General features: G+C 51.1%; 8 protein-coding genes. 2 read left to right on the forward strand and 6 right to left on the reverse strand.

What is annotated here, in order from left to right:
- Window positions 1-9: 9 nt before the first annotated feature.
- The gene (locus tag LKD70_RS03185; RefSeq protein WP_227706606.1) at window positions 10-2,304 is read right to left on the reverse strand and encodes a xanthine dehydrogenase family protein molybdopterin-binding subunit; all 2,295 of its coding nucleotides are present in this window, start codon (window positions 2,302-2,304) and stop codon (window positions 10-12) included.
- A gap of 15 nt (window positions 2,305-2,319) precedes the next feature.
- Window positions 2,320-2,802 (reverse strand): (2Fe-2S)-binding protein, encoded by a 483-nt coding sequence (locus LKD70_RS03190; protein ID WP_227706607.1) that lies wholly within the window; start codon window positions 2,800-2,802, stop codon window positions 2,320-2,322.
- 228 nt (window positions 2,803-3,030) lie between these two features.
- On the opposite strand from LKD70_RS03190, the gene LKD70_RS03195 reads away from it, so the two are divergent.
- Together LKD70_RS03195 and fliB are read left to right on the forward strand one after the other, a co-directional pair.
- Window positions 3,031-3,690 (forward strand): Crp/Fnr family transcriptional regulator, encoded by a 660-nt coding sequence (locus tag LKD70_RS03195; RefSeq protein WP_227706608.1) that lies wholly within the window; start codon window positions 3,031-3,033, stop codon window positions 3,688-3,690.
- Window positions 3,691-3,738: 48 nt separating this feature from the next.
- A complete protein-coding gene (gene fliB / locus LKD70_RS03200; RefSeq protein ID WP_227706609.1) occupies window positions 3,739-5,016 on the forward strand; it encodes a flagellin lysine-N-methylase in 1,278 nt (425 codons plus the stop codon).
- Here the strand turns inward: fliB and LKD70_RS03205 are convergent.
- The 4 genes from LKD70_RS03205 to gdhA form a co-directional block, all read right to left on the reverse strand.
- Window positions 4,974-7,409, reverse strand: coding sequence for a cation-translocating P-type ATPase (locus LKD70_RS03205; protein WP_227706610.1), 2,436 nt, complete (start codon window positions 7,407-7,409; stop codon window positions 4,974-4,976). The genes fliB and LKD70_RS03205 overlap by 43 nt on opposite strands.
- Before the next feature lie 56 nt (window positions 7,410-7,465).
- Window positions 7,466-9,328 (reverse strand): ATP-dependent zinc metalloprotease FtsH, encoded by a 1,863-nt coding sequence (ftsH, locus tag LKD70_RS03210; RefSeq protein WP_227706611.1) that lies wholly within the window; start codon window positions 9,326-9,328, stop codon window positions 7,466-7,468.
- Window positions 9,329-9,387: 59 nt separating this feature from the next.
- Window positions 9,388-12,006, reverse strand: a complete 2,619-nt coding sequence (locus tag LKD70_RS03215) for a cation-translocating P-type ATPase (protein WP_227706612.1) — start codon at window positions 12,004-12,006, stop codon at window positions 9,388-9,390.
- Window positions 12,007-12,295: 289 nt separating this feature from the next.
- Window positions 12,296-13,630 (reverse strand): NADP-specific glutamate dehydrogenase, encoded by a 1,335-nt coding sequence (gdhA, locus tag LKD70_RS03220; protein WP_227706613.1) that lies wholly within the window; start codon window positions 13,628-13,630, stop codon window positions 12,296-12,298.
- Between the last annotated feature and the right edge of the window lie 37 nt (window positions 13,631-13,667).

A 13,667-nucleotide genomic window follows, 5' to 3' on the forward strand; every position in this document is an offset into this window, starting at 1 on the left:
CTTCACCTCCTAAGCCTTGCCAAGTGCTTTCAGAATCACATCCGGAGTAACCGGATACTCGTTGATCTCGATGCCGCCGAGCGCGTTTTCCACAGCCATCAGAACAGCTGCCGGACCTGCGGCTCCCGTGATCTCACCGATTCCGATCGCCTTGAACGGATGGGCCGTAGAGAACTTGGACTCCAGAATCTCCGTGTTAAACGGCGGAAGCTCGTTGAAGGTTCTCCACTTGTAATCGATCATGTTGTGGGTCATCATACGTCCGATTCTCGGGTCAAGGATGTGCTCCTCAAGCTGTGCCGTATCCATTCCGGCTGAACCGAGTCCGCCTTCAAACTGCATCTTCAGTTCGAGCGGGTTGACAACCTGGCCTACGTCGGAGGCACTGAGAAGATCGCTCAGTTTTACAAGTCCTGTGTCTGTATCCACTTCCACTTCTACGAAGTTCATCACGCAGTTGTTGTGGTTAAAGTCGCCTTCCAGTCCGCCTGTTCCGGAAATCGAGTAGTACAGCGGGCAGATTGCAATCCACGGAAGGGAAACGCTCGGATCGTCTTTCTTAAATACGACGAGATCTTTTGTATCCAGCTCTTCCGGCTTGCAGCCCATCTTCTTTGCCGCTTCCTCGAACAGCTTCTGTTTTGCAGCCTCTGCAGCTCTTCCGACTGCCGCTCCGCCTGTGATCGTTCCACGGGATCCTGCCAGACCGAAGTCAGCCGGGTTGTTTCCGTTATTGCACGGCACAAGAGTCACGCGCTCCATCGGAACATTCAGGATCTCTGCCGCAACCTTTACAACGCCGAGGCGCTGTCCGTTTCCACACTCCGGAGTTACACAGTGTACCATAACCTGGTCGTTTTCGATACGCACATATGCGAATGTCTCATCACTCTGCGGGTCGCCGCTGCTGTGGAGGCTGAATCCGACGCCGTATCTCTTGTTTCCTTCCACGCGGCTCGGTGTCGTCCATCCTTTCCAGCGTCTGCTCCATCCGAACTTCTCAGCCGCAGCGTCAAAGCACGGGCCGTAGTCCATCATCGGGTTTCTGTATTTGTGTCCGGTTCTCCAGTAGTACTCCTCGCCCGGGGAACAGAAGTTTTTCTTGAATACTTCCACCGGATCAAGATCCAGCTTCTTCATGGCTCTTGTCAGAAGGTGGAGAGCGCAGGACTTAAGTTCCTGTCCTCCGAATCCTCTCGCGATTCCGACCGGGGGAAGATTGGAGACGACAACTTTCGATACAACATCCCAGTTCGGTGTCTTATTGAGAACAAGGTTCAACTCGCCAAGCCCCTCTGCCACCTGGCCCTGTGTCAGCTCGGAGCTGATTCCCGTGCTCACAAGCCAGTCGCCCTTGATGGCCTTTACCATGCCGTCCTTTGTCATACCGATCTTTCCGATAAACTTGTTGCTCAAGCGGCGCTCATAGACGAGCATCTGCTCTTCTTTTGTCATGTAATATCGGATCGGAGCGCCTGCAACCTTCGCGGCAGCGACAGTCAGCATTGCGTTGTAGCTGAGCGCGTCCTTGTTTCCGTAGCTTCCGCCTACGTTCGGCGTAATTGTAAAGATATGCGCGTTGATTGTAAGTCCAAGCGGTTTTGCAACCATATTCGGGCCCTGTGAGGATGCCCACACTGTCACATGGCCCTCATCTTCCCAGCGCGCTGCGATAAACGGAGCCTCAGGAGCCCCCGGGAACGTCGGCTTGTCGTAGGAAACCTTGCCCTCTACAACAACGTCGCACTCTTCAAATCCCTTCTCCGGGTCGCCTTCCTGGATCTTGTAGAACGGCGGATCATCTCCCTCGAACCAGCTTCCGGGCGGCAGACAGTTGTGGTCATAGTGATATCCTTTGGATTCGATGTGATCGTCTGCGCTGTACACTTCCGGAGCGCCGTCTTTGATCGCATCCTCCACATCATAAACCGGTGTCAGCTGTTTGTACTCTACCTCGATCAGATCAAGGGCTGCTTCCGCGATGTCGTTGCTTACAGCCGCAACTGTGGCCACGGTATCACCGGTGAAGCGTACCTTCTTTCCAATCACCGGTCTGCATGCCGGAATACCTGTCTTCCAGTCCGGTGCGTTTTTATATGTCATTACGGATTTTACACCGGGAAGCGCCTCCGCCTTCGACGTGTCGATTGAGACAATCTCAGCGTGCGGATACGGACTTCTGAGCACTTTCATGTAAAGCGCGTTCTGGATCTTGATATCATCCGAGTAAAGCGCCTTTCCCGTGACGATACCCGGTCCGTCCTGACGGCGGCGAACCTTGCCTATATGGCGATATTCACTCATTGTACGTCCCTCCTTCTACAAAATAGACTTCACTGCTTCGATCACCTGATAGTGACTGATGCAGCGGCAGAAATTACCTGAAAGTCCTTCCTCAATCTCCTCCACTGTGGGATGAGGATTCTTGTTCAGTATCGATTTTGCTGCGATGATAATACCCGGTGTGCAGAACCCGCACTGGAACGCATTGTGGGAAAGGAATGCCTCCTGCAGCGGATCAAGTTTTCCGGTAACCGGATCGCTTAATCCTTCTATGGTTACAATCTCCCTGCCCTCACATTCGGTTGTCAGTGTGATGCAGGACGCAACCGCCTTTCCATCCATCAGAACCGCGCAGCACCCGCAGGCGCCTTCGCCGCATGACAGTTTTGTCCCGGTCAGTCCGAGGCGGTCTCTGAGTGTCTCCACCAGTGTCTCCGTCTCCGGGATCTGTCCCAGATTGTCGCCAACAGTGAATGTATATGTCTCGCCGTTGACTTTCAGAGTCAGCTCTTTGCTCACGATAAGTCCTCCTTTCAAACCGTAAAGTTCGTATATTTATTAACGATACTATTGTTATTTTATTCTCAATCTTTCCTGTCTGCCGCATATACATACACCTTTTTTACTGAATTTTTGTGTACATACGCACATTTTTTTGTTAAAATATGTCTATAAGAAGCTTGATTTTCTCTCAATAACTTGTTAAAATTTAGATTTGGTATAAATCTGGAAAGTGAGGCTTGTTATATGAATAATATCAGTTTTATTTTAGAAAATGAGCTTGACAAATATCTGGATATGTTTGAATCATTCTGTCCGCCCCCGCTTACTGTCTCAAAGGGGAATGATCTGCTCAAACAGTGTGAGACATCCGGGTGGATGTACTATCTGATCGACGGTATTGCGAAAGTATATGTCACCAGTTCTCTCGGAAATGAACGTATTATCGATCTTATGAAGGGCGGTACACTGATCGGTATGGACTGTATCAATCTGGATTCCCGCTCTGTGGTGAGCATCCACGCAGTAACGGATATTCACGTGCTCCCGTTCAACAACGATATTCTCAGAAAAATGATACATAAAAATGCGGACTTCGCTTATGATCTTGTCCTGTATTACGGAAAGGTGCTCAGGCAGGTTACTTATAACTCCGGCGTGCTTGGCATCACGGATCCGCTGATCCGTTTTGCAAATTTTCTTTATCTTTTCATAGATACAGGGAGTTACAAGAACGCAGGAGGTGTTGAGATGACTCAGGAAGAGATCGCTGCCGCCATCAATATTTCCCGTGCTCAGGTCACGAAGATGTGCCGGAAATTCCGGCAGGAGGGGATTATTCAGACAGGCAGCCGCAGGATTACCATACTCGACTGGGACAAACTGCGCTCCTACTGCCGGTTCTGAATGTGCCTGCCCGATAGCATAGACCGCATGATAAAGACGGCATGATAAATGAAAAGACAGAAAGGAACCGTATGCACCATGCATTATACCGCGCCTCACTATTATAAGAAATTTCACTGTACCGCGGACAGATGTCCGGATACGTGCTGCGCCGGATGGCTGATCCAGATCGACTCCTGCTCGCTGAAAAAATACCGGGAGATGAAAGGTCCCATCGGTAACCGTCTTCACAACGAAGTGGACTGGAAAAGGGGATATTTCCGCCAGTATGAAGGCCGCTGCGCTTTTTTAAATGAGGAGAATCTGTGTGATCTCTATCTTGAAGGCGGCGGGGAGTCCGCATTCTGTCATACATGCCGGTCATATCCGAGACATATCGAGGAGTTTGAGGGCCTGCGGGAGATCTCCCTTGCGCTCTCCTGCCCTGAGGCGGCACGGCTGATCCTGACGGAACAGGAACCGGTTCGCTTCATTTCCGGAGAAAAACATGGAGAGGACGAAAATTTCCCTGATTTTGACTATCTTCTCTTTACGAAACTTGAAGATGCCCGCGTACTTATGATCCGTCTTCTGCAGAGCCGCGAGCATCCCTTTGCCCTGCGCGCCTCCGTCGTTCTTGCCCTGGCCCATGATCTCCAGGAGCGGATCGACCGGAATATGCTTTTTGAGGCTGACAGCCTGTTTGAACGGTACTCTTCTGACCATGTATGGAACTGGTTTGAGCGACGCCTGGCAGCGTCCGGATGCCGTGCGGCGGGGTCTGGTTATCGTCTGGCAATGCCCGGACGCCGTCCGGCAGAAGATCCCGCGGAAGACGTCTGCAACAGGCTTTTCTCTGTCCTTAACAGGCTTGAGCCTCTGAAAAAAGACTGGAAGCCATATTTAAGAAAGATGAAAAAAACAGAAATAATAAAAAAATCCGCTTTCTCTCATCCTGAAGCGGACAGCTCCGGGGTTGAAGCAAGCGGATTTGATCGTCTGTTCAGCGGCACAATGTCCGAACAGCTCATGGTCTATTTTGTTTTTACTTATTTCTGCGGCGCCGTATATGACCGGAACGCATATGTAAAAATCAAGTTTGCCCTTGCGTGTACCTGCCTGATCCGCGAGCTCTGTCTCAGAGAGTGGAGTTTATCAGGCGGCGGCACCGGTGTGGCTGACATCATCCGAACAGCATACCGATTCTCGCGAGAGATCGAGCACTCCGATCAGAACCGGCTCCGGTTTGAGAAGGCGCTGGAAAACGAAAAGCGGTTTCCTCTGGAGGACATGATCCGTTTCTGTTACTGCTCTTCCTCTGGCTCCCGCCCTCTCAGGCGCAGATAGTAAAATCTCAGTTTGCCCACAAGCAGCGTCAGATATCTCAGCACCGGTTCTGTTGCAATTGCGAACACGACAAAGAGCATGACGCATTCCGTTGTCATTCCCGTGATGGCGAACAGGTCGTTCAGGAAAATGCTGCAGAACAGAAGTCCGGCAATACATCCTGCGAGAATCACGGTACGGAATTTATTCATCGGCGCACTGATCTTGTAGAGGATCATGAATCCGACGATTGCCAGAAGCATGGTCGCCGCGGTAGAGATGTCCGTCGAGTTTACGCCGAACGTGCGGCCGAAGATCACGAGGGCTCCCACGGCAAGGGCGTCCGTTACGGCTGCCGGCAGTGCTTTCAGAACTACATTTGTCAGGAAATGCCCCTTTATTCTGTTCTTATTCGGCTCCATGGCCAGGAAAAAGGCCGGTATTCCGATTGTAAACATACTGATCAGAGAGATCTGCGATGGTTCCAGCGGATAGGTAAACATAAACACAAGTGAGATCAGGCTTAACAGGAATGAAAATATGTTTTTCACAAGGAAAAGTGTTGACGATCTCTGGATGTTGTTTACGACACGGCGTCCCTCCAGAACAACCTGCGGCATGCACGAGAAGTCAGACTCAAGAAGCACGAGCTGGGATGCCTGTGCCGCCGCGTCGCTTCCGGACGCCATGGCAATGCTGCAGTCCGCGTCTTTGAGCGCCAGCACGTCGTTGACACCGTCTCCGGTCATGGCGACCGTGTGTCCGGCGTCTTTTAATATCTGCACGAACTTTCTCTTCTGATCCGGGGTGACCCGGCCGAATACCGTATTGTTCAGCACTGCTTTGCGCAGTGTTTTTTCGTCTTTCAGCCGGGAAGCATCCACGAATTTGTCCGCATTCTCGATCCCCGCCTGCTTTGCCACATTTGACACGGTAACCGGGTTGTCTCCGGAGATAACCTTCACTTCCACTCCCTGCTCCGCAAAGTATTCAAAGGTTGACTTCGCCGCTTCACGGATCGGGTTTGCCAGAAGGACAAAGGCAAGCGGCGTCACCGCATGATCCAGCGGTTTCCCGTCGATCTCTCCGTCATATGTACCGAATACGAGCACACGCGCCCCGGTGGAAGCGTGTTCCGTGATTTCTTCCGCATAGTCGCCGTATTTATCTTTCAGGACGAACTCCGGCGCGCCGAGCACATAGGATATGTCTTCAAAGGTCACACTGCTGTATTTTGTGGCAGAAGAAAATCCGGTCTTGGACACTGCCTTTTTCTCTGAAGTTGCGGTAAAATACTCTTTCACCGCGGCCATGGTAATATTGTCCTTTGTCATTGCCGCCGCGAAATCTCCGATCATTGTCCGGATCGGCGGCATTGTTTCGGAGTCGTACTCCTCCGTCTCGATCACATCCTGCACTTTCATTGCCGTCTCTGTGATCGTTCCCGTCTTATCTACACAGAGCACATCTACCCGCGCAAGCGTCTCGATGCACTTCATATCGTGAAGCAGAACCTTTTTCTGGGCAAGACGGATGGAACTGACCGCAAGGGCCACGCTTGCAAGCAGGTAAAGTCCCTCCGGGATCATGCCGATCACTGCCGCGATCATAGAGGTGACACTCTCGCGGAAGCCGTCATGCTGGATGAAAAATGCCTGTGAAAAGAGCACCAGACCGATCGGAATGATCGCAACGCCCACCCACTTCACCAGTTTATCCAGTGAGCGGATCATCTCCGACTGTTCCCCGGACTGCATCTCCTTGGCCTGAAGGGTCAGTTTTGAGATGTAGGAATCCTCTCCAACACGGTCCAGCCGGGCATGGCACTGACCGGAGACAATAAAGCTTCCGGACATCAGCCTGTCCCCTCTTCTCTTTGTGATTTCGTCCGCCTCACCTGTCAGAAGGGATTCGTTGACCTGCACTTCCCCTGCCGAGACAACTGCATCGGCACACACCTGGTTGCCCGCCTTGAAGATCACAATATCATCAATGACAAGCTCCTCCGCGTCGATGACAGACCGCTCTCCGTCACGGACAACCATTGCGTGTGGCGCGTTTAACATGGTAAGCTTGTCAAGCACCTGTTTCGCCCGCACTTCCTGTATGATACCGATCAGCGTATTTGCAATGATAACCGGAAGGAAGGTCAGATCCCGGAAGGACCCGACCAGGATCAGCAGCACCGCGAGTACTGTGAAGATCAGGTTGAAATAAGTAAAGATATTCTCGTGAACAATCTCTCTGGTCGTCTTCGACGGAGGATCAACCGCGCGGTTCACCCAGCCGTGGAGCCGGTGCTCCTGCACCTGCTGGCTCGTCAGACCTTTTCTGTAATCCGGGTTGTATCTCGTTGTCGGTATTCTTCTGTCTCTCTTTTCTTCTGCTGTCTGCGGAGTGCTTCTCCTGGGCATTCTGTCAGATCCCTTCCTTCTTCTGTCTGTGTGTCTGTCTGCGTGTCTGAGTGGTATCACTCTGTATCTTCGGATCTCTCCCCGTAAGTCAGACTTTTCCGGTTCAGTATTTCCATAAACTCTTCCCCGGTAATCGTCTCTTTTTCGTAAAGGAATTTTGCCAGTTCATGAAGTTTTCCCTGGTTGTTTTTAAGGAGTTCCATAGCTTTATCATACGCCTCTTTCACCGTTTCCACAACCATGTCGTCGATTGTCGTTGCAGTCTCCGGCGAGCAGCTTAAGCTCGAATCCCCTCCCAGGTACGGATTGACCTGGGTCTCAAGGGCAACCATCCCGAAGCGGTCGCTCATTCCGTAACGTGTAATCATGGCTCTTGCAAGCTTCGTCGCCTGCTCAATATCGTTGGCCGCGCCGGTAGTGACAGAGCCAAAGACCAGTTCCTCCGCACAGCGTCCGCCGGTGAAGGTGACAATCTTGTTTGCAAGCTCTTCCTTTGACATGAGGTTTCTCTCTTCCTCGTCCACCTGCATCGTATAGCCGAGCGCGCCGGATGTTCTCGGGATGATCGTAATCTTTGTGACCGGCGCGGAATTTGTCTGAAGCGCAGCCACAAGCGCGTGTCCCACTTCGTGGTACGCCACGATCAGTTTCTCCTTTGTCGAGAGAACCTTGTTTTTCTTCTGGTATCCGGCAATGACAACCTCAATGCTTTCCTCCAGATCCGGCTGAGTGACATACTTACGGTTTTCTCTGACCGCGCGGAGAGCCGCCTCGTTTATCATATTGGCCAGATCTGCTCCCGATGCGCCGGAAGCCGCTCTGGCAATCGCGTTGAAATCAACATCGTCGCCCATGCGTACTTTCTTTGCGTGTACTTTCAGAATCTCTTCTCTTCCCTTTAAATCCGGAAGCTCCACCGGTATTCTCCGGTCAAAACGTCCCGGACGGAGAAGTGCCGGATCCAGTGTATCCGGACGGTTTGTAGCGGCAAGGATCACAACTCCTTTGGAAGCGTCGAAACCGTCCATCTCCGTCAGGAGCTGGTTAAGCGTCTGCTCTCTTTCATCGTTGCCGCTGAATCCGCTCCCGTCACGCTTCTTTCCGATCGTGTCGATCTCATCGATAAAGACAATACACGGAGCTTTCTCATTCGCCTGCTTAAACAGATCACGCACTTTAGATGCGCCCATACCTACAAACATCTCAACGAACTCTGAACCGGAAATTGAGAAGAACGGAACACCCGCCTCACCGGCAACAGCTTTGGCAAGGAGTGTCTTTCCGGTACCGGGAGGTCCCACAAGCAGCGCGCCCTTTGGACACACGGCTCCGATCTCCTGATATTTTCCCGGATTATTCAGGAAGTCAACGATCTCTGTGAGCAGTTCTTTTGCCTCGTCCTCCCCTGCCACGTCGTTGAATGTGATCCCTGTGGTGGACTGCACATATACCCTCGCATTGCTCTTTCCAAACTGCATAAAGGGTCCGCCTCCGCCTTCACTGCCCATCTTCTTCATGAGCTGGCGTGAGAGCAGCTGGCCTACTACGATAAAAATAACAATCGGTATCACCAGGGAAAGAAGCATGCTCACCCACGGATTCATCTGCTCCTGAGCCACTCGCCCGAACTGGCACCCGGATTCCTCCAGGCGGTTTACCAGATCCGGATCGTCAAATCTGGTCGTCTCATACTGTTTTTCTTCATCGCTGGTGTCTGTAAAATAGATTGTCTCACCTTCAAGCTGGACGACGGAGACCTTTTTCTCCTCCAGCATGGTAAGAAAGGTACCGTAATCCACCTCCGTAATATTCCTGTTTGTGAACATCGGGAACACAAACAGATTCAATATAATCAGTACAGCCAAAGCTATAATATAGTACACCGCCAGCGGTTTCCTTGGCTTTTGTACTTTTTTCATCCAAATCCTCCTTATGTTCCTTCAGGGAAAAGAACCGGTCTTTTCCCTGAAACAATGAATTATTTTCTCTTCTTAAGCGCAAGACGGATTGCCTTTAACAGCTGGATGACCGGGATGTTCACTGCCGCAAGGCCATATACTGTAAACAGCTGAGCGACTGTAAGCGTCTGCACTTTGAAGATGCTGTGCAGTCCCGGGATCATCACAACGCATGTGATCAGAGCGATACCGAGTACAAATGCGCCGATAAGGAACTTGTTGTTGATTACTCTTCTTGTAAATACAACCGGTTTGTCATCTTTACAGTTGAATCCATGGAACAGACGTGCAGAACACAGCGTAGCGAACGCCATGGTGCTTCCGAGCAGTTCGTTTCCGCCCTGGTAGCCAATCAGGAACGCGATCATTGTCGTCACACCGATGGAAAGTCCTTCTGTTCCGATCTTGAGCAGGAAGTCTTTTGTCAGGATCGATTCGTTCATCGGTCTCGGCTTCTCTTCCATAACATCCGGGGAGTGCGGCTCCAGTCCGAGCGCAATCGCCGGGAGACTGTCTGTCAGCAGGTTGATAAACAGCAGGTGAACCGGAGCAAACGGCACCGGCAGTGCTGTGATGGATGCGTAAAGCACGGCAAGGATCGCTCCGAAGTTACCGGAAAGCAGGAACTGGATCGACGCCTTAATGTGGCGGTAAATGTTTCGTCCGTTCTCCACTGCCTTTACGATCGTTGCAAAGTTGTCGTCTGTCAGTACCATTGCGGCTGCGTCCTTGGACACCTCGCTTCCGGTGATCCCCATGGCAACGCCGATATCCGCCTGTTTAAGCGCCGGAGCGTCATTGACGCCGTCTCCGGTCATTGCCACAATGTTGCCCTTATCCTGCCATGCGCGGACAATACGGATCTTGTGCTCCGGAGAGACACGCGCGTAAACGGAAATTCCCGGGACGAAATCTCTCAGCTCTTCATCGGACATTTTGTCAATAATCGCGCCTTCACATGCTTCGGACTCATCCTTAAGAATTCCGATTCTCTTCGCGATCGCCGCAGCAGTTACCTTGTGGTCTCCTGTAATCATAATCGGACGGATACCGGCTTTCTTACATTCTTCCACTGCCGCCTTTGACTCTTCTCTCGGCGGATCCATCATCGCGATCAGACCGATAAACGTAAGATTGTACTCATCGTCAACCGTCAGTTCAAGTTCATCTGAAACTTCCTTGTATGCAAAAGCCAGAACACGGAGTCCCTCTCTTGAATATTTCTGATTCTGCGCCTCGATGGCAGCTTTGTCTTCCTCTGTCATGGGACGCACCTCGTCGCCGATGCGGATCTTGTCCATGCGGGTGAGAAGCACATCAACCGCACCTTTTGTCACCATCGTCGGGATGCCGTCAAACGTATGCTTTGTGGACATCAGCTTTCTGTCACTGTCGAACGGGTTTTCACTCTCGCGCGGATATTTTGCGCGTACTGCCTCGGGATCAAGTCCGAGACGGCTTCCCAGATTGATCAGTGCAGTCTCTGTCGGATCACCGATCTCCACGCCGTCTGTGTTCTTCGAGTCATTGCAGAGCATACTGCTGATGAGCAGACGGCTCTGGGACGGATCATTTACATCCACGTCAGCTGCAAGAATGCTTCTGCCGTCTGTATAGTAATCTTCCACTGTCATCTTGTTCTGTGTCAGTGTCCCCGTCTTGTCTGAACAGATAATGGAAACGCTTCCGAGTCCTTCCACAGCCTGAAGCTTACGCATAATCGCGTGCTCTTTTGCCATTTTCTGCGTACCGAAGGAAAGAACGATCGTCACGATGGAACTTAAAGCCTCCGGGATTGCCGCAACTGCAAGCGCGACAGCGAACAGGAACGCATCTCCGATATTGTCCCCTCTGAAAATGCTGATTCCAAACAGGATACCGCAGAAGATAAGAATCAGGATAGACAGCTTCTGTCCGAACTGATCCAGGTTTACCTGAAGAGGCGTCTTCTTCTCTGATGTGGTCTTCAGAAGGCTTGCGATCTTTCCAACCTCGGTGTCCATACCGATTCCGGTTACTACGAAAGCACCGCGGCCATATGTCACAAAGCTTCCGGAATATACCATGTTCAGCCTGTCTCCAAGCGGAACTTCCTCTTCTGCTATAATGTCGGTTGTCTTCTCAACGCCAAGACTCTCTCCTGTCAGCGCGCTCTCGTCAACCTTCAGGCTTGCGCACTCTGTCAGACGTCCGTCCGCGGGGATATAATCGCCCGCGTCAAGCATCACGATATCGCCCACTGTAACTTCTGAAGAGGGGATCTGCACTACGCTTCCGTTCCTTAAGACTTTTGCCTCCGGACCGGAAAGTTTCTTCAGACTGGCAAGCGACTGCTCAGCCTTTACAGTCTGAACCGTGCCGAGGATCGCGTTCATCGTAATTACAATAAGAATAACCACGGTACTCTCCACGTCTCCCATAAAGCCGGATGCGATTGCGGCGATAATAAGGATGATTACAAGGAAATCCTTGTACTGCTCCAGGAAAATCTGAAGGACGGTCTTTTTCTTGCCCTCTACAAGTTCATTCGGACCGTATTTTTCCTGGTGCGCCCTCACTTCCTCTTCTGTCAGAGGTTCCAGTGAGCCGTTAACCGCCTGGAGTGTCTCCTCGCCGGTCATCTGATAATACTGTTTCATGTTATTCCTCCTCCTGATAACTGTGCGATGCAATAAAAAAAGACTTTTATTGCACACTGTTGTTATGTAATGCAATAAAAGTCTCACTGTTTAATCACGATACGGATGGAATCCCATCGTACTGACGATATCGCAAACACTTGAACTACAAGCGCCAGTTACTCCCTTTTACCAAACAATAATATAAAGGAAAACTCCGGAACTGTCAACGCTTTTAACGGAATTTTCATAAAACAGTTCAGCGCCTTTGCGAATAGCGCGGGCTGAACTGTCATAATCCGGCCGGGCTCTATACGATTCCCTGTGCCTCCATTGCGTTTACGACTTTCTCGAATCCTGCGATGTTCGCGCCGACAACATAGTTGCCTTTGAATCCGTATCTCTCTGCAGCATCAGCCATGTTGTGGCAGATGTTTACCATGATGTTTTTCAGTCTCTCGTCAACTTCCTCGAATGTCCAGCTCAGTCTCTCGCTGTTCTGTGACATCTCAAGAGCGGATGTCGCAACACCGCCTGCGTTTGCGGCTTTTCCAGGTGCGAAGAGAACGCCGTTCTCCTGGAGATACTCTGTTGCCTCCATTGTTGTCGGCATGTTTGCTCCCTCTGCAACTGCGATGCATCCGTTGGCAACAAGTGCCTTTGCATCCTCAAGGTGCAGCTCGTTCTGTGTTGCGCACGGAAGAGCGATATCAGCCTTTACAGACCATACTCCTCTTCCCTCGTGGTACTCGGAGTTCGGACGGTACTTCTTGTACTCTGTCAGTCTTGCACGGTTTACTTCCTTAATTTCTTTGAGCGCTGCAACATCGATTCCGTCCGGATCGTATACCCATCCGTTGGAGTCGCTTACTGTAACAACCTTTGCGCCCAGCTGCTGAGCTTTCTCTGTCGCGTAGATAGCAACATTTCCGGAACCGGATACAACGACTGTCTTTCCGGCGATGTCCTGTCCGTTGATCTTAAGCATCTCTTCTGTCAGGTAGAGAAGTCCGTATCCTGTTGCCTCTGTACGAACGAGTGATCCGCCGTAGGTTAATCCCTTTCCTGTAAGAACGCCTTCGTACAGTCCGCGGATTCTCTTGTACTGACCGAACATGTATCCGATCTCTCTTGCGCCTGTTCCGATATCTCCTGCCGGAACGTCTGTATCAGCGCCGATGTATTTGCAGAGCTCTGTCATAAAGCTCTGGCAGAACGCCATAACTTCTCTGTCAGATTTTCCCTTCGGATCAAAATCAGAACCGCCTTTTCCGCCGCCGATCGGAAGTCCTGTCAGAGAGTTTTTGAAAATCTGCTCAAATCCAAGGAATTTGATGATACCCAGGTTTACAGACGGGTGAAGACGAAGTCCTCCCTTGTACGGTCCGATTGCGCTGTTGAACTGTACGCGGTATCCTGTGTTTACATGAACCTGTCCGTTGTCGTCTACCCACGGAACACGGAATTTGAACTGTCTCTCAGGCTCTGTCAGTCTTTCAAGAAGAGCTTCTTTGCGGAACTTCTCCTCATTGGCCTCGATTACAACGCGGAGAGACTCAAGAACTTCTTTGACAGCCTGGTGAAATTCCGGCTCAGCCGGATTCTTTTTCACGACTAAATCAATTACCTCATCAACGTATGACATCTTAAATTACCTCCTGAAAATGAAAATAGCGGGCAGA

Origin of the sequence: Ruminococcus turbiniformis, from assembly GCF_020687545.1 — a bacterium.
Lineage (GTDB): Bacteria > Bacillota > Clostridia > Lachnospirales > Lachnospiraceae > Mediterraneibacter > Mediterraneibacter turbiniformis.

Bases quoted from the DNA above. Each gene is read 5' to 3' on its own strand.
- LKD70_RS03185 (WP_227706606.1), bottom strand. From the start codon at position 2,304: ATGAGTGAATATCGCCATATAGGCAAGGTTCGCCGCCGTCAGGACGGA.
- LKD70_RS03195 (WP_227706608.1), top strand. From the start codon at position 3,031: ATGAATAATATCAGTTTTATTTTAGAAAATGAGCTTGACAAATATCTG.
- fliB (WP_227706609.1), top strand. From the start codon at position 3,739: ATGAAAAGACAGAAAGGAACCGTATGCACCATGCATTATACCGCGCCT.
- LKD70_RS03205 (WP_227706610.1), bottom strand. From the start codon at position 7,409: ATGCCCAGGAGAAGCACTCCGCAGACAGCAGAAGAAAAGAGAGACAGA.
- ftsH (WP_227706611.1), bottom strand. From the start codon at position 9,328: ATGAAAAAAGTACAAAAGCCAAGGAAACCGCTGGCGGTGTACTATATT.
- LKD70_RS03215 (WP_227706612.1), bottom strand. From the start codon at position 12,006: ATGAAACAGTATTATCAGATGACCGGCGAGGAGACACTCCAGGCGGTT.
- gdhA (WP_227706613.1), bottom strand. From the start codon at position 13,630: ATGTCATACGTTGATGAGGTAATTGATTTAGTCGTGAAAAAGAATCCG.